Annotated in this window: 25 protein-coding genes and 2 tRNA genes; 11 read left to right on the top strand and 16 right to left on the bottom strand. The window is 33.2% G+C overall.

All coding sequences use genetic code 11. From position 1 onward, the window contains the following. Nucleotide 1: 1 nt before the first annotated feature. Nucleotides 2–74: transfer RNA gene (locus HPY60_08070), tRNA-Arg, on the bottom strand. 63 nt (nucleotides 75–137) lie between these two features. On the opposite strand from HPY60_08070, the gene HPY60_08065 reads away from it, so the two are divergent. Beyond that, the gene (locus HPY60_08065; GenBank protein NPV51131.1) at nucleotides 138–416 is read left to right on the top strand and encodes a hypothetical protein; all 279 of its coding nucleotides are present in this window, start codon (nucleotides 138–140) and stop codon (nucleotides 414–416) included. 64 nt (nucleotides 417–480) lie between these two features. On the opposite strand, the gene HPY60_08060 is transcribed toward HPY60_08065, so the two are convergent. The 6 genes from HPY60_08060 to HPY60_08035 form a co-directional block, all read right to left on the bottom strand. Beyond that, on the bottom strand, nucleotides 481–1,344 hold the full coding sequence (locus tag HPY60_08060) for a hypothetical protein (GenBank protein ID NPV51130.1): 864 nt from the start codon (nucleotides 1,342–1,344) through the stop codon (nucleotides 481–483). A 76-nt stretch (nucleotides 1,345–1,420) separates the two neighbouring features. Then, nucleotides 1,421–1,963 (bottom strand): hypothetical protein, encoded by a 543-nt coding sequence (locus HPY60_08055; protein ID NPV51129.1) that lies wholly within the window; start codon nucleotides 1,961–1,963, stop codon nucleotides 1,421–1,423. 50 nt (nucleotides 1,964–2,013) lie between these two features. Further along, nucleotides 2,014–3,819 carry a DUF4445 domain-containing protein gene (locus tag HPY60_08050; GenBank protein NPV51128.1) on the bottom strand — a complete coding sequence of 602 codons (1,806 nt, stop codon included), beginning with the start codon at nucleotides 3,817–3,819 and terminating at the stop codon, nucleotides 2,014–2,016. Between the two features lie 24 nt (nucleotides 3,820–3,843). Further along, nucleotides 3,844–4,866 (bottom strand): MtaA/CmuA family methyltransferase, encoded by a 1,023-nt coding sequence (locus HPY60_08045; GenBank protein NPV51127.1) that lies wholly within the window; start codon nucleotides 4,864–4,866, stop codon nucleotides 3,844–3,846. 37 nt (nucleotides 4,867–4,903) lie between these two features. Next, nucleotides 4,904–5,974: a methyltransferase gene (locus HPY60_08040; protein NPV51126.1), complete on the bottom strand. Its 1,071-nt coding sequence runs from the start codon at nucleotides 5,972–5,974 to the stop codon at nucleotides 4,904–4,906. Nucleotides 5,975–5,978: 4 nt separating this feature from the next. After that, nucleotides 5,979–6,623: a cobalamin-binding protein gene (locus HPY60_08035; protein ID NPV51125.1), complete on the bottom strand. Its 645-nt coding sequence runs from the start codon at nucleotides 6,621–6,623 to the stop codon at nucleotides 5,979–5,981. Nucleotides 6,624–6,769: 146 nt separating this feature from the next. On the opposite strand from HPY60_08035, the gene HPY60_08030 reads away from it, so the two are divergent. Further along, a complete protein-coding gene (locus HPY60_08030) occupies nucleotides 6,770–7,168 on the top strand; it encodes a toprim domain-containing protein (GenBank protein NPV51124.1) in 399 nt (132 codons plus the stop codon). On the opposite strand, the gene HPY60_08025 is transcribed toward HPY60_08030, so the two are convergent. The 3 genes from HPY60_08025 to HPY60_08015 form a co-directional block, all read right to left on the bottom strand. Further along, entirely contained in the window at nucleotides 7,162–7,968 is an 807-nt protein-coding gene (locus HPY60_08025) for a hypothetical protein (protein NPV51123.1), read from the bottom strand. The genes HPY60_08030 and HPY60_08025 overlap by 7 nt on opposite strands. Before the next feature lie 25 nt (nucleotides 7,969–7,993). Beyond that, nucleotides 7,994–8,896, bottom strand: coding sequence for a cation transporter (locus HPY60_08020; protein ID NPV51122.1), 903 nt, complete (start codon nucleotides 8,894–8,896; stop codon nucleotides 7,994–7,996). A 120-nt stretch (nucleotides 8,897–9,016) separates the two neighbouring features. Then, nucleotides 9,017–9,088 (bottom strand) — tRNA-Gly (locus HPY60_08015). Nucleotides 9,089–9,195: 107 nt separating this feature from the next. On the opposite strand from HPY60_08015, the gene HPY60_08010 reads away from it, so the two are divergent. Together HPY60_08010 and HPY60_08005 are read left to right on the top strand one after the other, a co-directional pair. Beyond that, a complete protein-coding gene (locus HPY60_08010; protein NPV51121.1) occupies nucleotides 9,196–9,558 on the top strand; it encodes a DUF356 domain-containing protein in 363 nt (120 codons plus the stop codon). Further along, nucleotides 9,555–9,992 carry a pantetheine-phosphate adenylyltransferase gene (locus tag HPY60_08005; protein NPV51120.1) on the top strand — a complete coding sequence of 146 codons (438 nt, stop codon included), beginning with the start codon at nucleotides 9,555–9,557 and terminating at the stop codon, nucleotides 9,990–9,992. Before HPY60_08010 ends, HPY60_08005 begins: the two co-directional genes overlap by 4 nt. On the opposite strand, the gene HPY60_08000 is transcribed toward HPY60_08005, so the two are convergent. Further along, a complete protein-coding gene (locus HPY60_08000) occupies nucleotides 9,989–10,561 on the bottom strand; it encodes an Lrp/AsnC family transcriptional regulator (protein ID NPV51119.1) in 573 nt (190 codons plus the stop codon). The two genes, HPY60_08005 and HPY60_08000, sit on opposite strands and share 4 nt — an antisense overlap. 138 nt (nucleotides 10,562–10,699) lie before the next feature. Here HPY60_08000 and nikR point away from each other — a divergent pair, with 138 nt between their 5' ends. Next, nucleotides 10,700–11,119: a nickel-responsive transcriptional regulator NikR gene (nikR, locus tag HPY60_07995; protein ID NPV51118.1), complete on the top strand. Its 420-nt coding sequence runs from the start codon at nucleotides 10,700–10,702 to the stop codon at nucleotides 11,117–11,119. Between the two features lie 8 nt (nucleotides 11,120–11,127). Continuing rightward, on the top strand, nucleotides 11,128–11,988 hold the full coding sequence (locus HPY60_07990) for a polysaccharide deacetylase family protein (GenBank protein ID NPV51117.1): 861 nt from the start codon (nucleotides 11,128–11,130) through the stop codon (nucleotides 11,986–11,988). Nucleotide 11,989: 1 nt separating this feature from the next. Here HPY60_07990 and HPY60_07985 read toward each other — a convergent pair whose 3' ends face one another. Together HPY60_07985 and HPY60_07980 are read right to left on the bottom strand one after the other, a co-directional pair. Then, nucleotides 11,990–12,520 (bottom strand): nicotinamide-nucleotide adenylyltransferase, encoded by a 531-nt coding sequence (locus HPY60_07985; protein NPV51116.1) that lies wholly within the window; start codon nucleotides 12,518–12,520, stop codon nucleotides 11,990–11,992. Nucleotides 12,521–12,524: 4 nt separating this feature from the next. Then, nucleotides 12,525–13,475 carry a deoxyhypusine synthase gene (locus HPY60_07980; protein ID NPV51115.1) on the bottom strand — a complete coding sequence of 317 codons (951 nt, stop codon included), beginning with the start codon at nucleotides 13,473–13,475 and terminating at the stop codon, nucleotides 12,525–12,527. Between the two features lie 72 nt (nucleotides 13,476–13,547). Between HPY60_07980 and iorB the strand changes: the two genes are divergently transcribed. Further along, entirely contained in the window at nucleotides 13,548–14,135 is a 588-nt protein-coding gene (iorB, locus tag HPY60_07975) for an indolepyruvate ferredoxin oxidoreductase subunit beta (protein NPV51114.1), read from the top strand. Here the strand turns inward: iorB and HPY60_07970 are convergent. After that, entirely contained in the window at nucleotides 14,127–14,768 is a 642-nt protein-coding gene (locus HPY60_07970; GenBank protein NPV51113.1) for a phosphatidylserine decarboxylase, read from the bottom strand. The genes iorB and HPY60_07970 overlap by 9 nt on opposite strands. A 73-nt stretch (nucleotides 14,769–14,841) precedes the next feature. Between HPY60_07970 and smc the strand changes: the two genes are divergently transcribed. Both smc and HPY60_07960 read left to right on the top strand, forming a co-directional pair. Further along, nucleotides 14,842–18,426 carry a chromosome segregation protein SMC gene (smc, locus tag HPY60_07965; protein ID NPV51112.1) on the top strand — a complete coding sequence of 1,195 codons (3,585 nt, stop codon included), beginning with the start codon at nucleotides 14,842–14,844 and terminating at the stop codon, nucleotides 18,424–18,426. Nucleotides 18,427–18,440: 14 nt separating this feature from the next. Next, nucleotides 18,441–19,094 carry a segregation/condensation protein A gene (locus tag HPY60_07960; GenBank protein NPV51111.1) on the top strand — a complete coding sequence of 218 codons (654 nt, stop codon included), beginning with the start codon at nucleotides 18,441–18,443 and terminating at the stop codon, nucleotides 19,092–19,094. On the opposite strand, the gene HPY60_07955 is transcribed toward HPY60_07960, so the two are convergent. Further along, nucleotides 19,081–19,851 carry a hypothetical protein gene (locus HPY60_07955; protein NPV51110.1) on the bottom strand — a complete coding sequence of 257 codons (771 nt, stop codon included), beginning with the start codon at nucleotides 19,849–19,851 and terminating at the stop codon, nucleotides 19,081–19,083. The two genes, HPY60_07960 and HPY60_07955, sit on opposite strands and share 14 nt — an antisense overlap. A gap of 115 nt (nucleotides 19,852–19,966) precedes the next feature. Next, the gene (locus HPY60_07950) at nucleotides 19,967–20,935 is read right to left on the bottom strand and encodes a transcriptional regulator (GenBank protein NPV51109.1); all 969 of its coding nucleotides are present in this window, start codon (nucleotides 20,933–20,935) and stop codon (nucleotides 19,967–19,969) included. Between the two features lie 50 nt (nucleotides 20,936–20,985). On the opposite strand from HPY60_07950, the gene HPY60_07945 reads away from it, so the two are divergent. Continuing rightward, the gene (locus HPY60_07945) at nucleotides 20,986–22,311 is read left to right on the top strand and encodes a DUF1743 domain-containing protein (protein ID NPV51108.1); all 1,326 of its coding nucleotides are present in this window, start codon (nucleotides 20,986–20,988) and stop codon (nucleotides 22,309–22,311) included. Further along, nucleotides 22,311–22,555, top strand: a 245-nt coding sequence (locus HPY60_07940; GenBank protein ID NPV51107.1) for a nicotinate phosphoribosyltransferase, incomplete at its 3' end; no start/stop codon positions are given. The genes HPY60_07945 and HPY60_07940, both read left to right, overlap by 1 nt.

The following is a 22,555-nucleotide window of genomic DNA, read 5'->3' as shown; positions in this document are numbered from 1 at the left end:
GCGCCCTCGCCGGGATTCGAACCCAGGGCTTCGGCTCCGCAGGCCAATATTTTATCCAGCTAAACTACGAGGGCAGCACAAAGGTCAAAATAGAAAGATTAATAAACTTTTTGGTAATAGGCTTCATTGGTGAGGCAATGGAAGATGAAGACATTGATAATGTAGTAGTTCAGGGAGAGCCATCACCTGAAGAGATTGCAGAGAGTGATAGAGAAGGCATCAGAATTGCAGCAAAAGAAGTAAACTATGATCTTACGCCTGCAGAAATAGAAGAAATCAGAAAGGCCATGCTAAAATCATTGATCCTTAAAATAGTTGCAGCCAACTCACTAGTTCCTGAAAATGTAAAAGAAGATGACTTTGAAACTATTCTAGCAATGTATACTAACGTACTCTCAAACATGCTCAAAAAATAATATTCTATTTTCTTTAATTTATGGGCATCTAGTAGCTACCTATTGAAATAAATTATAATTTAAGTTATTCAACTGAAAATTCAAACTCTTCTATTTGAGATATGTTATTTCCTTGAACTAAAAATACTAACTTGTAATTACCTTTTTCACATTTTGGATTGATGGTAACATCAAAATAATATGTTGACTTTGGAAATATATCTACCTTCGATTGTTTAATATCAATGTCTACACAAGAAGGACTACCTTCAACTGTAATTGAAACATTTTTTGCCTTTAGAATCCCTCTGTTCTGAACTCCTATCTGTATAATGTTATCAACATTTCTAGTTAAGACAGCACCTTGAGTGAAGCCTCCTCCACCAATATAGTGTATATTTGATGTGGGATTAAATATTTCAACAACTTTTACGTTGTAAAACATAGTAGGACTAAGTTTTTTTGAAGAAGTTTGAGGAACGCACCCATATGCGTATCCAATTGTATATTCTGAACCAGTTTTGCCATTAAACCACATTTTCAAATTTGGACAACTACCAGTTTCAAAACCATTTCGGTCGTAGAGAACTAAAGGAGTATATGTTCTAGCATTTCTCCATTCTTTTCCATCGTTACTGTGAAATACAGGAAAAGCTTCTTTTGTCCAATTAATTCCATCTATTGAAGTTGCATGGCCTATACCTTGGGCATAGTACTCTGGGCCTAATCCATTTGCACCACTATACCATAAGTGATAAATGTTATCTATTTTAACAACACTTACTCTATAAGAATATTTTCCATCCCAATCATTAGGATCTCCTGATGATATCAATACAGGTTTATCCCCATATCGAATCCAATATATGCCATTTGCGGAATATGCCAAAGAAGTATCTTCATTAGTTTGATTTGGAGAAGTTCCTTCACTTGATGAATCGTAGTACATTATATATTTGTAACTGAATACTTCATCATCCTTTTTATTATCGGGAGTTGTTGAACCAACATTAGTTCCAGCTGGATTATAAATAACGTAGCCAGGGCCATAAAGATGGTAAAAGTAAATGATTATACAGACTGTAGTTTGTTACTAATTGGAGAGAGGAATCACTTTCATGTTGTTGTATAGGCTGGTCATTGATCCAATTCACGCCATCAGTCGATTCTGCATATCTTATGGAATTGATCGATTCAAGACTCCCTCCAACCCAATACCAGATTTTATAGTTGATTCCTCCTCCTCCAAATTCGTTGGCATCATATAAGACCACTGGGTGGTATGCAGAACTTAATCCGTTAAGAACTGTTCCAGCTTCCCATAATATTCCATTCTCTGACTTTGTAAGATAAATTCCTCCTGACCCATCGTTATACCACATTTTATAGTAAGTAGAATCTCCATGGCCACTAAATTTGTTTATATCAAATATCACTGTTGGATAATATGCCCTAGTAGCAGGGTCAAAAACAGGATTAGAGGGATATTCATCGAAAGAAATATCTTGTGCCATAAAAAAAGGAATATTAAATAGTAATATCATTAAAAAAAACGAGGTATATTTCATAATAACTAGCAAATATAATTATTTATATATCTTCCTAATATATATTTAAATTATGGGAATCTCAACGATTTAACAAATTCTTGATTAAAGTTATCTTCAGCCGCAAGCTCAATATAGTCTATTTTTTTATTAATAATATTCTCTTCTATCCTTCTTTCTTTTGATAAAAGCGATATTTTTGCACCCTCGCCCGCAGCATTTCCAACAGGCTTTATCTTTTCTAGCGGCATGTCTGGTATAAGGCCAATTCTTATCGCATTCCTTATGTCAATATAGTTACCAAAAGCACCTGCAAGGTAAAGATTGTCTATTTGATCAATATTAATATTTGATTTTTCTAAAAGTATATTAATGCCAGTCATAATAGCCCCCTTAGCAAGTTGAATTTCTCTAATATCTGATGCCGTAATTGTAATGTCCTTATTGATTTCAGTATTTTCTTTCCATTCAATAACAAATTCTTTCTGCTTATTTGAAGAATTTTTTCTTATTCTTTCGTCATCTATGTCTATAATTCTTCCACTTCGATCTAATAATCCAACCCTTAACATCTCTGAGACTATGTCAATTATCCCAGAACCGCATATACCTCTTGGATTTCCATCATTAATAGTCTTATAAAAAGTATCAAAAGTTCCATCTTCTATATATGCTGATTCTATTGCCCCTGTCGAAGCCCTCATACCAAATTTTAAATGTCCCCCTTCAAGAGCCGGACCTGCAGCGCATGAACAGCTCACCATCTTGTCTTTATTTCCTAAAACAAGTTCTCCGTTTGTCCCAATGTCAATGGCAAGTGAGATTTCATTTTTTTTATAAATTTCAGTTGCGAGTAATACCCCCACAGTATCTGCCCCAACAAATCCAGATATAACTGGGAGCACGTGGATATTTCCAGATTGGTTAATTTTGATTCCCGTATCTCGTGGTTTTATATTAATAGATTTAGAGATAACTGGAGTAAAAGGTGAAGCAGAAAGGCTTTTTGGATTAATGTTAAGGAAAATATGGTGCATCGCTGTATTTCCAACAACAGTCATTTCGTAAATAGATTGATTGGGAATATTATTTCTTTCACATAATTTGTCAATCATTAAATTAATCCCATCTATTATAGCCTTATTTGGTATATCAACCTCATTTTTCATTGAATAAGTTATTCTAGATATTACATCTTCGCCATACTTTATCTGCGGATTTAAAATTGATTCAATATCAATTAATTTTCCTTTTTCGAGATCAATAAGATATATCACTACAGTTGTTGTACCTATGTCTACAGCAGTTCCATAAATCTTTTTTTCTATACCACATATGTCAATAATTTCATTATCGTACCTAATTAATTTAATTTCTGAGCCATATTCTATTTTGTTTGATAATTCCTTAATAGCATAATAATCAATTGAAAGAATATTCTCTTTATTTTCATTTTTTATTATGTCAAATAGACTTTCTTCCCCACCTAAACGTGGTTTTGGAAATTTTATTATTTCTGTTTTTACACATGGGTCTATTATTATCTTATTAGAGATACCCTCACATAGTATTCTTAGCTGTTTTTGAAGAGATGAATCGGGAATTTCTAGTGAAAGATTATCATGGACTTTTACTAGGCAACTTAGCCTTATACCTTTTTTTAACTCATCCTCAGATAGAATCCTCTTTTCTTCTGGCGTTATTTCATTAGCAGATTTAGGATTATCGAGGATTACTTTACATTTCCCACATTTACCTTTACCACCACAAATTGCTTCTATTTCTATTCCCACTTCACTTAGTATATCCAAAAGATTCGCATGTTTTTTATCTATTTCAATTTTTTTATTTAATTTTGAAATAGTGATTTTAATCAATAATTCCCCCCATTATGTTAGATTTCATTTAAAATAATCATTTCTTGCATCAATCATAGCAATACAATTTTTAATTGGGGTCATAGGAGCTAATCCACATCCAGGCGCAAGTATATCTGTTTCTTTCTCCAAAGCGGTAATACACTCTTCGTATACTTCATTATAAGTTCCACTCAATAGTGTATTTGCCGAAGAAACATTTCCAATTAGTTTTAATTTATCGCCTAAGACGTCTTTAGCTTCTTTCATATCAGTTCTTTCTTCAATGCTTAATCCAATAAAACCGCTTTCTCTGATTAAAGGAAGCATTGAAGTTATATCTCCACATATATGGAGAATACTATCTCCTTTTATTTTTTGTGAAATATTTTTGTAAATTGGCATTATTAAATCATTAAAATCCCTTGGATTAATTAATTCAGGAGATGCAACAGGGTCTAATACCGCAAAAACATCAGCACCTGCATCAAGCAAAGCATTTGCGTAAGAAACCATGGCGTCAGTTCCATATCTTAAGTATTCTAATAAACCTTCTTTTTCTCTAATAAACCAACGCATTAAAGTTGTAACTTCTACCAAACCACTTGCTATAGTAACTGGCCCTTCAGAACCGGCAATAATGGGCACATTTTCCCCCACAGCATCTTTGATTATTTTAATAGCTTCTAACATAATAGGTATTCTGCCTTTTGATAGTATATCTTCTGGCACTTCGCCTATCGGGATGGGTTTTCTTGAGTTATACGGATGGCCTCTTATTGCAGCTTGCCTTGTGGTATCTCCCTTTTCAATCTCACAACCTAAAGCTTCCAATAAAACTGTAAGGCAATACGGTATTCTTACAGCTTCAAATCCTATTTCTCTATGGGCACTTATTGCTAGCTGCGCCAATGCTTTTGGATTCCAATTAGCATCTGGCCAGTAGTATTTAGTTAAATTCATCAGATCTTTTGTGCCTGTTTGGGTGACAGCCAATACAGGAGCTTTGTCAACTTTTTTGCCATCCAGAGTTCTTTTTAATCTCTCTTTTAGAGTCAAAACTACCATAGAATCACCTTTTGAAATAAAAGAAAAAAATAAAATATTATTTATATACTCCAAATTGTCTAGCAGCGTCTAAAAATGCCATTGGTTTTATAGGCTCTGCCAACGGTGGAAATTCGCAGCCTGGGCACAAAATAAATCCTCTCGGATTATCCCTTCCCTGCTCAATGTTTTCTTTACATAATTGGACTACTTCTTGATAGGATTTTGTCTGTATCGAAGGTGGATCGACGTTTCCTCCAATTATATCATGGCTACCGAATTTTTCAATTTGAGTTTTAAGTGGAGTTTCGGGGCCAAATATCCAAGCATATATCCCTTTCCAGTTAAATGATTCCCTCAATTTTATATAATATGGTATGTTCAAATTCTGATCAGCGCATGGGTGCATCAAAGTTACAGGTATGTCTAAATCTCTTATTTTTTTATGAACCTTCATCATATACGGAAATGCAAACTCTTCAAATTTTTGCGGAGAAATAACTGTATTTGCTTCTACAGGACCTCCATCAAAAACAACGCATTTTTCTGGGCCGTACCTATTTGCAAGATATTCTATTTGATTCATATACATTTGACATACTTTATCTAATAATTCGTGTGCAGCTTTTGGTTCAGTTCTTGTCCATTTTAAAAACTTTGAAGTATCAGCAACAACTGCCGCCGCTGTGAAAACACTCCCTCCTTGGAATATTGCTGGCATACCCATTTCCACACAACGGTCGCATACTTTCTGAGCTTCAACATATCCACCAACAGGCTTGTCCGAATCCGGAACTTCAAGTTTTTCTATATCCCCTATTTCCATTACAGGATGTTCTATAACATAAGGGGCGCTGTGACCTTCTCCATATGGAAATCCAATCTTACCACCAAATTCCCATGGACCACAAGAAGCATATCCATACATTGGTGTCGACTCATATCCATATAGTCTCATGCACATAAATTGGGCTTCAAAACATTTATTCCCATCTGCATAGAAATCTCCTAAAGGCATACCCATTATTCTAGCAGAAAATCCTAAAATAAAAGGATTTACTGGTACTCTATCAGGTTTTTCACCCATTAGTACCGCATGAAATCTTTCCGGGGGAGACATTTTATCCATTTTATCACGCTCCAATTAAGTTTTTAGCTACCTTTACTGCTTCAACAGCATCCTTTCCATATCCATCTGCACCTATCTTTTTGGCAAAATCAGAATTTATAGGGGCGCCACCTACAATTACTTTAGATTTGTGATTCTTTTCCTTTAATTTTTTAATTACAGGCTCCATGTAAAGCATGCTTGTTGTCATCAAAGCTGATATTGTAACAAGGTCCGCATCTTCTTCTTCAGCCTTCTTAACAAATGTATCTACAGGCACGTCCTTTCCAACATCAATTAATATGAATCCTGCCACTTCAAGCATCATTTTTACTAAGTTTTTTCCAATATCGTGAATATCTCCTTGTGCCACACCTATAATAACTTTAGCAGGTTTTTTAGCAGAGGCATCAACTTTTAGATGCGGTTTCAAAATATCAATTGCTGCATACATAGCATCTGCAGATAGCAATATCTCTGGAACAAACATCTCCTTACATTCATAAAGATCACTTACCTTAGACATTCCTTTGTTGCATCCCTGCATTAGCGCTTCATAAGGGTCTATTCCAACTTCAAGAGATTTTTTTGCCAATTCTTCACTTTTGACTTCATCGCCATCTATTACAGCCTTCGCCAATCCTTCAAGAATTTCTTCTTTTGATACCATATACCCACCCAATATTTCAGAATATTTATTCGGTTAAATTAGAATTGCCTAACTTATAAAACTTATTAATGGATGGTGATGCCATCCAATAATTTAAACAACTTTTGTCTGATAATATTATAAGTAAACAGTCGATTATTACTTTGATGTCAATTAGGGAAGACCTTGAAAATACTATCATTATCCTAAATAAGTTAAGGGAAGAAGAAGGGGTAATCCTAGTTGAAGGCCAAAATGATATTCAATCTTTAGTAAATCTTGGAATAAAAAATAAGATCATTGCCGTTTCTCAACATAATATTTTTGATGTCATCGACAATATCCCAGAGAAAGAAATCATAGTATTAACTGATTTTGACAAAAAAGGAACAGATTTATTCAGACGTTATGTTAAAGAATGCCATTCTTCAGGTAAAAAAGTAGTCACGATTTATTATAAAGATCTAAAGAAATATCTAAAGAAGTACCTTACTCAGATTGAACAGATTTACCCTTTTCTTAAAAGAAGGGAATTAATAGACATAGATGAGATAAACTTTCAATAATTGATATCTAATTTAGTTAAGTTATCTTTTATTCTTTTTTCAAGGTTTTTTATTGGGGCGAGACTGATTTCACTACCAAATTCACCATTATTTGAATATTCAAAAGGATCGTCTAGATCTCTAATTAGTAAAATCATATAAATCACTAGAAAGGAAACAAGTATTACAAAAAATAGCGCTTCGTAAAAAGGCTCTATTTTCAAAACAAGTAATCCTATAATTAAAAAGAAAGCTAATGCTTCTGCAATAGCATAGGCTGATTGGATAAAAGAGGTTGAAGATATAACATTAATTCTAGTTATTAATTTTCTCAAATTATTCTGTTCCTGCTTCATTCTTGCAATGAAATTAGCTTGCGTCAATGATTCAAATTCTAAAAAATAATTGTTCATTTCATTGAGATTATTATAGACTGTGTCAATCTCTTCTTTTTTGTAAAGCCAATTTTGTATCGATTCTAAAAACTTAAGTTGGAATATAAGAAATTCTTTAGCTACTTTAGAGTTCTTAGATAGACATATTATGGACGTTTCGTCATGAATTGCTTCAAGAGAACATGCTATATCCCCAGGTATCTTTTCAGATTCTTTATAATCAGATAAAACACCAGATATTAGAAAACCAAAAAGAAATATCGTTCCGCCTACAAGGCTTGTGAATAAACTATTCAAAGAAATTGTTTCAAAGCCAATATAGTGAAATATTAATTTTATTAAAACAATAAGCCCAAGAATGGGCAGTACTTTAAAAAATAGATACCACTTTTTTTGTAGTATTAATAAAATATTTCTTATATCCACAATATCACTTATCCCCTAATCAAGATTAAAACGGTTCAATATGTATCGTAACGATTGTTTCTTGGCCCAAAAGTACTTTTACAGCGTTTTCAACATTAGTTGATATATTATGTGCTTCAGTTACGTTTAGAGATTTATCTACAAGTATATGAATACTCATTGAGTGATAATGGCCTACATGTCTTATTCTTAATTTATGATAATCTTTTACTCCTTTAACTTCAGATACTTTCTCGAAAATTTCAGTTTTCTTTTCCTCGTCTATTGAAGCTTCAAGCAATTCCTTGACGCTGTTTTTTGATATTTCAATAGCAACTTTGAAAATTAGTATACTTACTAGAATTGCAGCAATAGGGTCTAATATCCTCCATTTTTCCCCTAAAAATATTGCTCCACCTATACCAATCATAGTTCCAATTGAAGAAAAAGCGTCAGATCTGTGGTGCCAAGCATTTGCAACAATTAATTTACTTTCTATTTTTTTCCCAATATTTACAGTGTACCTATATAATATTTCCTTTGAAATAATTGAAATAAAAGCGGCATAAAGTGCAATTAGTTCCGGTCTAGGAAGGATGTTTCCTTTCAATGAACTTATAAGTTTTTCAAATCCTGATAGGGTAATAAAAAAGGCAACGACTATAAGCATCAAACCTACAATTGCTGTAGCTAGAGTTTCAACTTTACCGTGACCATAATTATGGGTACTATCAACCGGTTTTTTTACATATCTAAACCCGAATAAGACTACTATGTCAGAAATCATATCCGAAGATGAGTGGACAGCATCTGCAATCATTGCACTACTTTGCCCTACAAAACCAGCAATAAATTTGAAAATTGTAAGAATTATATTAATAATTAGGCCATTGAGGGTTACTTTGACTCCTTTTTCAGTTCTCTCTTCTACAGTCAACTTGTCTTTCATTTGTCTCACCAACTATTAGTAATGGCGATGTTAGAGAGACTACAGAATTTGTTATAATATTTTCTGTTAATACTATAAGTTCAGAAGCTATAATCTATAAGCATTGGTAATAAAAAGAAGTGCGGTCGCCGGGATTCGAACCCGAGTTGCGAGCTTGGCAAGCTCGCGTGCTAGCCACTACACTACAACCGCATAACTAAGAGTATTTTTCTACTCCTAAAAAATATATATAAAGGTTTTGGTTATCATTTTTTCAAATTTAGGCAAAAACTTTTATTTAATGATTCGTTTTCTAATCTGTGGAAACTACTTTTGTACTCTTAAGAGCAGAATCTTTTGATAAAATATTGACATCTCTTTCCGATATGAAGAGATATGGAGAGTTGAAAGTAGTTGGAAATCCAAAAGTAATCTCTGAAGAGTTCGCAGAAACACTTTTGAAAAAAACTTTAAAACAAGAAGTCAAAATAAAATTTAAAGCCAATGTTATAGCGTCAGTTGAAGGAGAGGGCGGTTTAATAATAGACAGACTTAGAAAAATTCACCCTCCTGCTCATATGATAGCTATAACGAATAAGAATGAACTCTACTATCTAGTTCAAAGATCACTAAAAGATTTTAATAATCTCAAAGGATACACAAAACCAAAGGTGAAATCATGAAGGTGATAGCAGCAGGCACATTTGATAGGCTCCACGAAGGGCATAAACATTTTTTGATCTCCGCTTTTGGACTTGGTCATGTTTATATAGGATTGACTTCTGATGACATGGCTAAAAAAAAGCAATATTCAGAGAGTATACAGGATTTTGAAACTAGAAAGAATAATTTAATTAATTGCCTGTCAGAACAGGGAAAGAAGATTAACACAGATTATCAAATAATAGAAATAAACGATAGATATGGTTTTGCCATTGAGTCAATGGAAGCAGATGTAATTGTTGTAACTTCCGACACAATAGAAGGGGCTAAAGAAATAAATGAAATTAGAGCTGAATTAGGCATATATCCTCTTGACATAATAGAGGTGGATTTAATTTTAAAGGATAATAAAAAAATATCTTCCAGTGATTTAAGAAAGGAAGAAAATGATTAATCTTTTCTCCAGAAGTCTCCTTTGTAAGCATTTGTTGCAGGGCATCCAAGACACCTTCCTGATTTGTAGTAAGGACATCCCTCACAATCAAGTTCGCATCCTCTTTCCCCCTCTAAAGTTATTCTAACTGGCATTACAAGATCTTTTACAGGGCTTACAATAATATTGAAGTCAACTTCCTTTACATCAGGATTCAATCTTAAGTGGTAGTCAACAATTGATTCAAGCGTAGCAATATTTTCTCCCATGAAAAGAAGCGTCATATTATATTTTCCCGATACCATTAAAGCATTAATGAAGAAGGGGCATTTGGAAAAAGTATCAATTATGTTCTGTGAGTTTTTCGCCGCTATTTCAACTTTAGCAAGGAAAAGATTAACCTTCTTGAAGTTCATACCTACAATATGTGAAAGTATTCCTCTATCCTTCAGTTTTTTGATTCTCATCCCAACTGAAGGTTGTGAGAGCCCAATTATTTCGGCAATCTCACTTTGTGATATTTCAGGATTTTTTTGAAAAAGTGTTATTATTTGTCTATCCTTCTCATCTAGTCGGACATTACTATTCATATGATCACCTTATACTATAAGATATACTTATATACTAATAAATCTTTCTATACAATATATTAATAATTATATTGACTTATATCTTATTTGAGCATAACTATATAAAATTAAGTCATTATCTTAGTAGAGGCGTGTTTTATGGACGGCGTTTTAAGATTTGGCGTTTCAATACCTCCAGACCTTTTGGATAAGTTCGATAAAATAATTGAATCAGAGGGCTATGATAGTCGTTCTGAGGCAATTAGAGATATGATAAGGGGATACATTGTTAAACGTCAGTGGATTTCAGGCGAAGAAGACGCTGTTTGCACAATCTCCTTGGTATACGATCACACAAAAAGAGGGATCGCTGAAAAGATAACAGATGTTGAACATCACCATATAAAAGAGATTGTAACAACTTCTCATGTTCATCTTGATGAAGAAAACTGTCTTGAAGTTATTATAATTAAAGGTAACAGTGAAAAGATAAGGGACTTTGCTAGATACCTCTTGTCAATTAAAGGCATAAAACACGGGGACTTTATTATAGTTTCTACAGGAAAAGGCATTGAGTAGAGGATTTAATGAAAAAGATTATAATCACTGCTTTTTTCATCTCGTTATTAATTTTGATTAGCTATTCTGAACTTTTCAATAAAGCAGAGATTAAAGGAACTTATGTTTTATTTACCGTGGATACAGAATATGACTTTCCTCCAGTGCTTGATACTGAAATTGGTCTTGATCAGGGTATTCCAATCCTACTTTCTATTTTTAAGGAACATAATGTAAAAGCCACTTTTCTTGTAACGGGGGAAGTAGCAGATAATAGACCAGATATATTAAATAAAATATATCAAAATGGCCATGAAATAGGTTCTCACAGCTATCATCATAAATCTATCAAAGCCCAGACTGCAACAGAGATACAAAATGAGATAACCCTCTCAACAAAAGCAATTGAAAATGTAATAGGAGAACGTCCAGTTTCATTTAGAGCTCCAGGCCATAGTGCATGCAATGATTTAATGACTATACTCCACGAAAATGGGTATCTAGTTGAAGCGTCTGCTGACAAAATAAATTATTATCCTTATCACCCTGATGAAAACGACTGGACTTTGGAAGGGAATATGAGCATTCTTAGAGTTCCAGTTTCACATACTCCTTCATATTTTTACCCCCCAACTACATACAATCGATCGTGGATTGATTGTTTCAATAAGGTAGTAAGTTCACAATCAGACAAAAACCCAAAAATTGTAGTTATAGGACTTCACCCATGGGAGCTAGTTGAAATAGAAGCGCCAGAAGAATATCAAAGCTATACTAGGGTTTGCGGAAATTATACCATTGAAAATCTGACTTCTCTCTTGGACTATTTAGATGGGCAAGATGTAACCTATGTTACTTTAGAAGAGCTTTATTATATATTAAATAGCTAATTTAGAGGGCGCCTTCTCTTAACTTATCTTCAATTTTTAGAATTTCCTTTATTCTTTTTTCTCCATTAATTTCTTTGATATATTTCTTTGTTTCAACAGGTACTAGGTCTCCCCAATTTTTTCCTTGAGAAATCAAATTTCTAATAATTGTCCCATTATACCCTTCTTTTTGGTAGAAATTAAATTGAGATACTTTGTAGCCTCTCTTTTCCCAAAGCAATCTTACTAAAGTATTATTTGTATAGACTTTATCAAAGGAAGGAAATGAATCTATAATATTCTCAACCCATAAAGAATTATTTTCTATATTCGGACTTGATAATACTATTACTTTATCTCTTATATCCCTCACAGAGCGCAAGATCATCTCAATCCTTTCCCCACAAGAAAAAGGATTTGAAATAGAATAGGAAAATTGAGATGCTGCAACACAAATAATGACTTCATCTTCAACTTTGAGAATGTCCTTTATTGCATTATAATGGCCTTTATGAAATGGCTGGAATCTTCCTATAAATAGACCTCTACTCATTACATCACTTCATACTTTCAAACAAAGAGGCTATCATCACTGGCAATATTACCGTTGCATCTCCTTCTAAAGTGATGAATTCTGCATCTTCTCTTACCTTTCCCCAAGAAATAGCCTCTCTTATCCTTGCTCCTGAAAGTGAGCCATCCCACTCTGGTGCTGTTGTTATATAGACTGCATAATCAAGACCACCTCTGAATTGATTCCACCATATTGTATGGTGTTTTGATATGCCCCCTCCAATCATCAATGCACCAGTTTTATCAGAAGAATATATGAAGTCGCTTATTACATCTTCGTCTTTCATGATATTTAGATTGAAATCTTTGTGACCATCTTGCCAGAAATAATAAAGTTGCCAACCCCACGATCCATCAAGAGGCCCAGGAAGTATCATAGGTATCTTATTTTTATAACACCAATAGACAATTGAATCTTCTTTATTTTTTTCTTCCTCTAGAGATTTTCCAAACTCCCATATCAGTTCATGGGTGGAAATATCCCTAACACCTTTGCCGTATAGTTTTTCTATGATTTCTCTTACTTTCTCTTCGAGGATCTCTGAATATGATTCGTTAGGTATTAATACATTACCCTCCCGGTTTATCCCTTCCTTGTGGAGCTCCTTATCGTCCATTTCAAATGACCCGTGGTAATAGTTTCTATATATCCTTGCAATGTCATGGTCTAGAGTCCCAGTTGTAGTTATTATCATATCAAATATTTTCCTTTTCACAAGTTCTTTGATTATACCTCTCGTCCCTGTTGCAACTAAAGAAGCAGGAAAAGAAAGAATCCTTTTACAATCTTTGTCTTTTACCATATTTTCTAAAATTTGAGAGCCATCCCCCACCTTTTTTGCAACATAGCCGCCCGAAGAAGTCATCTGAGAAGTAAGATCCTTCATTGTCTTTATTTTAGTAAGGTCAATATCCTTTACAATTTCTCTTTTCATAACTATAACGTGATTAAATTATCTTAAATAACTTTTCAATAACTTTAAATACCTTTTATCTATCTCATTTTTATGGAGTTTAATATTCTCATCTGTGGAGTAGGAGGACAAGGAACAATTCTTGCATCATATGTTCTTGGAAATGCAGCACTAAAAGAGGGGCACAAGGTAAGACTAGGAGAAATCCATGGAATGGCTCAAAGAGGAGGTTCTGTTGTTTCTCATGTAAGGATGGGCGATGAGGTCTATGGATCTGTTATCCCACAAGGTAAAGCAGACATAATAATCGCGTTTGAACCCCTTGAAGCCTTAAGGAACATATCCTATCTCAAAAAAGATGGAAAGGTAATATTAAACACTGAAAGGATAAATCCAATCACTGTATCACTTGGGGAATCTGATTACCCGCCTATAGATGAGATATTGTTCAATCTTTCAGAAAAAGGAAAAGTTTATCATTTTAATGCAACTGAAATTGCAAAAAGTGTTGGTAATCAGGTAACAATGAATATGGTTATGATGGGGGCTTTGTCACTTCTAGAGACTCCAATAAAAAATGAAACTCTTTTAGAAACAATAGTGTCAGTTCTTTCAAAAAAGGCTGAGATTAATCTCAAAGTCTTTGAAGCTGGAAGGAAAAAGATGGAGAGTTTAATTTAGATTTGCTATTATAGTTTCTCCTGCTTTTACTCTATCTCCAACTTTTACCTTGGTTGAATAATTTAATGGGTAGATAATAACCGCTTGAGAACCGAGTTTTATCCTGCCTATTCTCTCTCCCATTTCTAAAATATCTCCCTTTTTAACGTAACAGTCAATTCTCCTCCCTAGAGTACCTGCAATCTGAACTGTAATAGTTCTTATTTCTCCATCGATAATGACTATGTTTCTCTCATTTTCTGTAATGACTTCACCAAAAGCAGGCAGATGCCCTCCTTTAACATAAATAGTATCTGTCACTTGACCAGAAATGGGGGCCCTATTCACATGAATATCAAAAGGCCCCATAAAAATAGAAATCATAGCATAATTTCCTTCTATGATTCCTTTTAACTCAGGAAGATAAATTATTTTACCATTTTTTTCAGTAAAAGGAATACCATCACTTTTGATCGTATCTATAGATATAATTTTTCCATCGGCAGGAGATAAAATAATTCCGTTTTCTATAGGTATATTTCTTTGAGGATCTCTGTAAAAAATAATACCAAAAAGAATAAGCCCTACTATAATTAAACTTATGATTATAACTGCATTTTTCTTAAAATGGGACACCACAAATGTTAAAAACATAGGTATTTATTTAAAATTAATCGTGATTGGTGTTCAACTAACGAAAACTATTATAAGCTATAGATATTGAATATTGTTTGTTAGACCTAGAGGTGGTCCCATAGTCTTCATAGAAAAAGTTACAATGAAAGGATTCAAATCCTATGGTAATAAAACACTTACTCTTCCTATCTCCAAAGGGTTTACCTGTATAGTTGGCCCGAACGGAAGTGGGAAGTCAAATATTACTGATGCAATTTGTTTTGTTGTTGGAAGAATATCTGCAAAATCGATGAGGGGAGAGAGGCTCTCTGACCTTATATTCAATGGCACAGAAGATGAGAAAAAAGCGGAAGAGGCAATAGTTTCTATCACTTTTAATAATGAGGACGGCGGATTTCCAATAGAAGAAAAAAAAGTTGTCATATCTAGAGCCGTTAATTCTAAAGGAGAAGGAGAATATAGAGTAAACGGAAAAAGAGCAACAAGGTCTTATGTTCTAGATATATTTTCTTATGTGGGTGTAAGGCCGGATGGCCATAATATCGTCATGCAAGGAGATATTGCTCATTTTATTAATATGAATCCTGTGGATAGAAGAGGCATAATAGAAGAAATATCTGGCATCGCAGAGTTCGATGACAAAAAAGACAAGGGATTAAGGGAGCTTGAAAAAGCACAAGAAAATATCACAAGGGTTGAACTTGTTATTTCTGAAGTAAAAAATCGTCTTGATAGGTTACTAAGGGATAAAAAAGACGCTGAGAGGTATCAAGAGATTGATAAAGAAATAAAAAATAAATGGGCCCTTTATTACCACAGTAAATTAAAAGATTTAGAGGATACAAAGACTAAACTTGAATCCAATATAGAAAAAGGTCAAAAAGATATTGAAGAATTAAGAGCCTTAGTTTCTAAAATTATCCAAGATATCGCCAATAAAGAGAAAGAACTACTAGAACTAGATGATGAGTATAATCGCAAAATGGAAATGGATAGTATCAATATAACGAGAGAAATTGAAAAAATTAAAGGTAATATCTCAACTATAAATCAATCTATAGAATACGAAAAAAAGGAACTTTTCTCAGTTAAAAAAGAGATAGATGAAGTAAATAAGGAGATATCCAATAACGAACAAAAAATCAAAGAGCTTCTAGAAAATAAATCAAAACTTGAAAAACAAAGCGCAGAAGTTGAATCAACTATCAAAAATAAAGAAGCCGAATATAGAAAACTCCTTGACTCGCTATCTGGAAAAGATGGGATGTTCTTAAAGATAAAAGAAAGCTTACTTGAAGTCGACAGAAAATTAGAAAAAAATAGAAAAGATTATCTTTCTTTGAACAAAGAGCTAGATTCGTACAATGCGTCTGTTTCAATCCTAGAACAAGACACCAAAAGAATCAACTCAGATATCAAAAAAATAGATGATAAGCTGACTGATATTGAGAAAAAAGTAAAAGAAAAAGAATCAAGTTTCTTAAATTATGAATCTAGCATAAAAAACAATGCCAATGAAAATAATACACTTACACAAAAATATCAATCTCTAAAAACTGAGTTAAATAAGTTAGAAATAGATTCAAAACAGGCCCTATCTCAGTATGAGAACTTAAAGGCAAGAATAAATGTAAAAAAAGAAGTCCAAAGCGATATTACAGGTGGACAAAAGGCAATAGCTGAAATTTTGAAAGCCAAAAAAGATAAATTAATACCTGGAATCTATGGGACCATATCAGAACTTGGAACTACAAAAGAGGAATATAGCCTTGCCTTGGAAGTTGCAGCAGGATCAAGACTTACAAATATAGTTGTAGAGGACGACAATGTTGCGAGAGAATGCGTTAAATTTCTTAAGAATCTAAAAGCTGGGCGTGCAACATTTTTACCTTTAAACAAACTAGTTACGCCTAAAATAACAAATGCACCAAAGACAAAAGGCGTTGTTGGGCTTGCCATAGAACTTGTTTCCTTTGATGAAAAATTTAGAAAAGCGTTTGAATATGTATTTGGAAGAACTTACATAATTGATAATATTGATGTTTCTAAAACTATTGATAATACTAGACTTGTCACACTTGATGGTGACTTAGTAGAATCTTCAGGGGCAATAACTGGAGGTTATTATACCCGGAAGAAATTTTCCGTTTCATTTAACATTGAAGAAGACAATTTGTCCCTGAAAGATCTTGAAAAGAAGCTATCAGAATATGATTCAAGAAAACAATCACTTAAAAAAGAAATTGAAAAATTGGAAGAAGATTTGAAGGGCCTTAGTATAAAGAAAGCAGAATCGTCTTCTGAGATTACCACAATTAATAGAGAAAAGGAAGAATTAGTAAAAGAAAAGAGCTCTTTACAAAAAGAAAAACAATCTTTAGGAAAAACAATTGAAGAATTAATTAATAAACTTGAAAAACAAAAAAGCCTATCTTCCGAGACAAAACAAAAAATTGAACCAATATCTATCGAAATAGCAAATCTTGAGAAAGAAAAAGCGAAAGTTGAGAAAGGCATAGAAGATTCCACGACAGGTGAAATAGGAGAAGCTCTTGAAATTGACCTTACAGATCTTAGAAGTAAATATTCAGAGATGACTTCACAAATATCCTCAATTAATTCAACTCTTGAATACCTTAAACAATCAAATATTAAATCTTCTGAAAAAATCGACTTAAGAAAACCACAAGAAGATTCAATTTTGAAGAAATTATCCGAATTAGATGATAACTTAAAGGAGATTAATGGAATACTCAAAGAAAAGGAAAAAGAAGACGCTTCAATCAAAAAAGAATTATCAACATTTAATCAAAAAAAGAAGAGTCTTGCAACAGATACATCTGATCTAAGAATTAAGAAAGATATCAAAACAGAAAAAATCTCTAAATTAGACTCTGACCTTAATTTATGGATTTCAGAAAAAAAGTCCATAATTGAGGATATAGCAGAATTCTCTAGACATGCTTCAGATTATGAAGTTCCCCAGGAATTTTCAAAAAATCCCGATAAAGTAAAACTTGAGATTGAATCTTTGGAAAAAGAAAGAGAAAAACTAATGCCAATTAATATGAGGGCAATCATAGAATATGAAGAAGAGGAAGGAAGATACAATACTCTAAAACTTAGGAGGGATACACTCCTTGAGGAGAAGAATGCAATTCTTAACTTCATAGGTGAAGTAGAAAAAGAAAAGTCTGAAGTTTTCCTGAAAACTTTTAATGAGATTGCTTCAAACTTCTCAGAGATATTTTCAGATATATCCCCAGAAGGTACAGCACAACTTCTTCTTGAAAATCAGGATAATCCTTTTGACGGTGGAATAATTATTGATGCTAAACCTTTAGGAAAAAATGTTAAAGCTGCAGTATCTTTAAGTGGGGGAGAAAAGGCTATCACGGCATTATCGTTGATATTTGCAATTCAACGTCACAAACCATCTCCTTTCTATATATTAGATGAGGTAGATGCAAATCTTGACGATGCAAATGTTGAAAGAACCGCCGATATGATAAATAGACAGGCCGAAAAGACACAGTTTATTGTAATTACTTTAAGAGAAGGAATGATGTCAAGGGCGGAAAGATTATTTGGGGTATCAATGCACAAGAAAGGACTTTCTTCAATGGTAGCACTTGAAGTTGAGAAGATAGTCAAACAGGAGGAGGCATTGGCCTGATCCAAGAAGATGTTTTGATACCTGAAATAGGGCCAATTGATGTTCTTATGGACCTTGTCCTTTCAAGGGAAATAGACCCTTGGGACATTGACATAATAGATCTTACAAATAAATTCCTTGAAAGAATAAGGAAGCTAAAAAATCTTGATCTAAGAATTTCAGGCAAAACAATCCTAACTGCTTCTATGCTTTTGAGGATGAAAAGCGAAGAGCTGATGAGAGAAGATGAAAAAGAAGAAGTGGATGATGAATTCTTTGATTTCTGGGAAGATATTGAAAATGCAGAATTTGAAATTGACGATATTAAACCACCCCTAAGAAGGAGAAATGTTGGGAGGATGACTCTTCCTGAGCTATTTGAAGCCCTAATAGATGCTTTAGAAGATGGCGAAAAACCTAAAAAGAAGATTATAGCTAAGATTGGGCCTCAACTTTACCAGATTGATGAAATCAAGGCCGATATAAGAAAACAGGTGGAAAAACTTTACCAGCACCTATTGGAACTAAAAGATTTAAGCGACATTATATTATTTAGGGACTTACTTGAAGAGAAGACTAATCTAGAAGTTGCAAGAATATTCCTCTATATTTTATTTCTTTATAGTGATAAAAAGATTGATGTAACTCAAGAAATCATGTTTGGAGAAATTTTCATCAAAGTTCTGTAACTTTTTCAATGAATCCCATCTTATAAAGTCTATAAAAAGTAGGAATATCAAAAAGCTTTGAGATTTCTTTTTCTGAAACTCTACCTTTAGTCTGCATTAATCTTAGAACATTTATTTCATTTTCAGAAAATCCCCTAAACTCCTTCAAATAGGTGATATCGTGAGACCTTCCTTCTTCTGAAAGAACATAAAATGTTTTCTCAATTTTTTTTCTTGAAAGACCTCCTTTTGGTAAAATTGAAAGAATAAAAAGAAGAACGGTAATGACTGAAGTTCCTTGGAATATTGGCTCGATAGTGTTAAGAATATCCTCCCTAATAACTTCTACATAAAATGAAGAAATTTCAATATTAACTGATGCATTAGCGGATAGTAAGGGATCAGTTTCAAATATTAGGTAATATGTTTTTGTTTCTTTTGGAACAAAAGGAAAATCTAATTTATCAACCTGATAAAAATATTCTAACGGTTTAAGTTCTTCTGGGTCATTTTGCCAGATTAAAAAACCTTCTAGATCTGTCACAGAAAAATTGATTTTGTTAGATGAAGAAAGTACTACTTGGTGAATTATCCTTCCATCTAACTGCACAGCCACATATTTTGGATTTTCTCTAGACACAACAAAGCTGTCACTTAGATCAATCTCTTTGATACTTTTTTCAACAGCCTTTTCCTGTCCAGAGTAGTAAATATATGCTAGGGGTAACTCTATAAAAAATAACACAAAAAAGAATATAATCAAATATCTATACCTCATCAGTAACCCCCAAGCAGTTCAGAGCTCATAAGCCTCATCATCTTTTTTCAGATTAGCTTTCTCATCATGCTTATTAAACTACTTTTTGAAATATATAAACTTTTTTCAATAAAAATTAGTTTTGACGTTTACCGTCAATTTTTCTTTCATGAACAAGTTCAAGAATATCCTCAACATCCTTTGAGGATTTAATCTCTTTTTGGGTAAGTATGGGGACTCCCTTAATGTTTTCTTTTATTTTCTTAGCATTTACTACAAACATTGCATCTTTATTTGTAATATCTGAGATGTTTGCTACAATTTCAGCCTTCTTCTCAAATATGTATGTTTTGGTATTTGATATACCCGTGATTAAAATCTCCCTCTCTTTCAAAAGAGCATTAAAGGGCGTTCTTTTTGTAGGGAAGACCTCAAAGCCTTTGTCGCTCAGATCTCCTAAAATAGTTTTTTCTAAATCTGACCTTGCCGCTTCAACGGGATTTTCTGGGATATCTTTTATTTCCTTTTTATTCCCGACTTTAATTATATATATCGGTTTTGTTATACCAATGTCCAACTCTTTTTCTATTTTTATAACAGAATCAATATTAATTCTTTTCTGTGCATTCTCAAATTCATATATGGAGCTTTTTGACACACCTACAAGTTCTGCAAGATGGCCGATGGACATCCCCCTTTTCTCCCTTTCTTCTCTTATCAAATTTCCATCTATTTCTACAAAGAATCCGCCTCTATCTGCATATATCAAAGGGGGATTACCTTCTATGAAGAGATCTTCAAGAGTTTCAAGTGAAATACAATTTACACCATGCCTTGAATATACCGTACTATTTTCAACAGTTCCTAGTTTTGTTTTTTGACCAACTACAAGAGGTGTCGCTTTAAGCGCTTTGGAGAGTATTTTAAGATCCCAAGCGTGCTCTTCAGAGAATGTATCAAGATTCACTAGGACTTTTATTATAAGAACTATGAGATTTCTTCTTGCTACAATGTCAAAGGAGCATTGAACCCGAGATAAAGCTACCTCAAAGCTACCTTTTTTCAATGTTTCAACTATATTATCCAATAGCTCCTGTTTCTCCATATTAATAAAGGTATAAGAAAGGTTATATAAATATATACCTCAATTTTTTCGTGATAATCGGGCTTGATGATACAGATTCTGTCAACGGGATGTGTACAACTTATATTGGAACGCTTATTGTAGAGGCGATAAAGGAGCTAGATAGTAAACTAATTAGAGAACCACCAAAACTATTGCGTTTAAATCCAAATAATCCCTATAAAACAAGGGGAAATGGTGCAGTTTCAATTAGAATAACAGAAGACGCGACCCCGGAAGTCCTTGAAAAAATTAGATCTATTTCTTTTGACATCGTTAGTACATACTCTGAATCTGGAGACAATACGAATCCAGCGATAGTTTTTCTTAGCGATAATTCGATTACAGAAGAGATTAAATTATTTGCTAAAAGGGCCCTTCATGAAATGTTGTCTATAGAGGAAGCTATTTCTCTATTAAATAAAATAGAAGCAGATTATAAATTCATTGGCAATGGTAGGGGGCTAATAGGGGCTCTTTCTTCATGTGCATTGGAATTAGATGATTTTACATACGAGCTGATTGTATATAGAAATCATCTAAAACGAGGAAAAAAGTTTGTAAGTGAAACTAGCGCAATGCAAATAGAAAAAAAATATTCCCCAAAGATATTTTCAAGCTATGATTTTGAAAATGAAAGAATGGTTATTTCTCCACATTCAGACTGCCCTATCTTGTATGGCTTAAGAGGCGAATCCCCCGAGATTTTATTGGAGGCTGCATCAACAATAGAATCAGAAAAACCATTCAAACGAAATATCTTCATAACTAACCAGGGCACCGATATACATCTTCAAGAAAAAAGCATTGAAGAAGTAAAGCCTTACTCTTCAGTTATTATTAAAGGAATCGTCTCTAAAAATCCATATACAGTTGCCGGTGGACATGTATTTTTTGAAATATCAAATGGCAATAAAATTTTGTCTGCAGCATATGAGCCTACAAAAGGATTTAGGAATATAATAAGAAAACTTTCTAAAGGTGACACGGTAATAGCATATGGTGGGGTATTAGATACAGAATATGGCCTTACAGTTAATTTAGAAAAAATAGAAATATTAACTTTAGCCGAATTATATACAAGAGAAAAACCTATATGTCCTATATGCAATAATCCAATGAAGTCAATAGGTAAAGATAAAGGGTATCGATGTAAAAAATGCCATACAAAAAATAAAGAAGTTTCAAATATTTCTATTGTTAGGGACGGTATTCAAACTGGATTATATGAAGTCCCAATGTGTGCCAAGCGCCATCTATCAAAACCTCTTTTACGTTACGGAAGAGAGAAGAAATATGAAGAAGAAAGATTTAAATTTGATTACACTAAGTTTGATATAAAATTTGAAGGGATATAATGTTTTTTACAGCATCTGAAGAAGATATTAAATCAGGTAAAACTACTGATTTTTACTTTATCAACACAAAAAAGATTCTTGAAGAGAAGAACATAAATAAAAAAGTAGTCGTCGAGGTAACAACTTCTAATCTTCCCAATAATTATAGATGGGGGGTCCTTTCAGGATTATATGAGGCTCTCTTGTTACTTGAAGGATATAACATTGATGTAATTGGCCTTGATGAAGGTTCGCTTTTTTATCC

The sequence above is a fragment of the Methanofastidiosum sp. genome (assembly GCA_013178285.1).
Classification (GTDB): Archaea; Methanobacteriota_B; Thermococci; order Methanofastidiosales; family Methanofastidiosaceae; genus Methanofastidiosum.
The sequence above is the reverse complement of the archived record's forward strand: the minus strand, read 5'-3'. Positions and strand labels throughout refer to the sequence as shown.

Bases quoted from the DNA above. Each gene is read 5' to 3' on its own strand.
- HPY60_07980 (NPV51115.1), bottom strand. From the start codon at position 13,475: ATGAAAAGAGAAATTGTAAAGGATATTGACCTTACTAAAATAAAGACA.
- HPY60_07950 (NPV51109.1), bottom strand. From the start codon at position 20,935: ATGGAGAAACAGGAGCTATTGGATAATATAGTTGAAACATTGAAAAAA.
- HPY60_07990 (NPV51117.1), top strand. From the start codon at position 11,128: ATGAAAAAGATTATAATCACTGCTTTTTTCATCTCGTTATTAATTTTG.
- iorB (NPV51114.1), top strand. From the start codon at position 13,548: ATGGAGTTTAATATTCTCATCTGTGGAGTAGGAGGACAAGGAACAATT.
- HPY60_08040 (NPV51126.1), bottom strand. From the start codon at position 5,974: ATGGATAAAATGTCTCCCCCGGAAAGATTTCATGCGGTACTAATGGGT.
- HPY60_08030 (NPV51124.1), top strand. From the start codon at position 6,770: ATGTCAATTAGGGAAGACCTTGAAAATACTATCATTATCCTAAATAAG.
- HPY60_08000 (NPV51119.1), bottom strand. From the start codon at position 10,561: ATGAATAGTAATGTCCGACTAGATGAGAAGGATAGACAAATAATAACA.
- HPY60_08035 (NPV51125.1), bottom strand. From the start codon at position 6,623: ATGGTATCAAAAGAAGAAATTCTTGAAGGATTGGCGAAGGCTGTAATA.
- HPY60_07985 (NPV51116.1), bottom strand. From the start codon at position 12,520: ATGAGTAGAGGTCTATTTATAGGAAGATTCCAGCCATTTCATAAAGGC.
- HPY60_07970 (NPV51113.1), bottom strand. From the start codon at position 14,768: ATGTTTTTAACATTTGTGGTGTCCCATTTTAAGAAAAATGCAGTTATA.
- HPY60_07955 (NPV51110.1), bottom strand. From the start codon at position 19,851: ATGAGGTATAGATATTTGATTATATTCTTTTTTGTGTTATTTTTTATA.
- HPY60_08005 (NPV51120.1), top strand. From the start codon at position 9,555: ATGAAGGTGATAGCAGCAGGCACATTTGATAGGCTCCACGAAGGGCAT.
- HPY60_08065 (NPV51131.1), top strand. From the start codon at position 138: ATGGAAGATGAAGACATTGATAATGTAGTAGTTCAGGGAGAGCCATCA.
- HPY60_08055 (NPV51129.1), bottom strand. From the start codon at position 1,963: ATGAAATATACCTCGTTTTTTTTAATGATATTACTATTTAATATTCCT.
- HPY60_08045 (NPV51127.1), bottom strand. From the start codon at position 4,866: ATGGTAGTTTTGACTCTAAAAGAGAGATTAAAAAGAACTCTGGATGGC.
- HPY60_08020 (NPV51122.1), bottom strand. From the start codon at position 8,896: ATGAAAGACAAGTTGACTGTAGAAGAGAGAACTGAAAAAGGAGTCAAA.
- nikR (NPV51118.1), top strand. From the start codon at position 10,700: ATGGACGGCGTTTTAAGATTTGGCGTTTCAATACCTCCAGACCTTTTG.
- HPY60_08060 (NPV51130.1), bottom strand. From the start codon at position 1,344: ATGTACTACGATTCATCAAGTGAAGGAACTTCTCCAAATCAAACTAAT.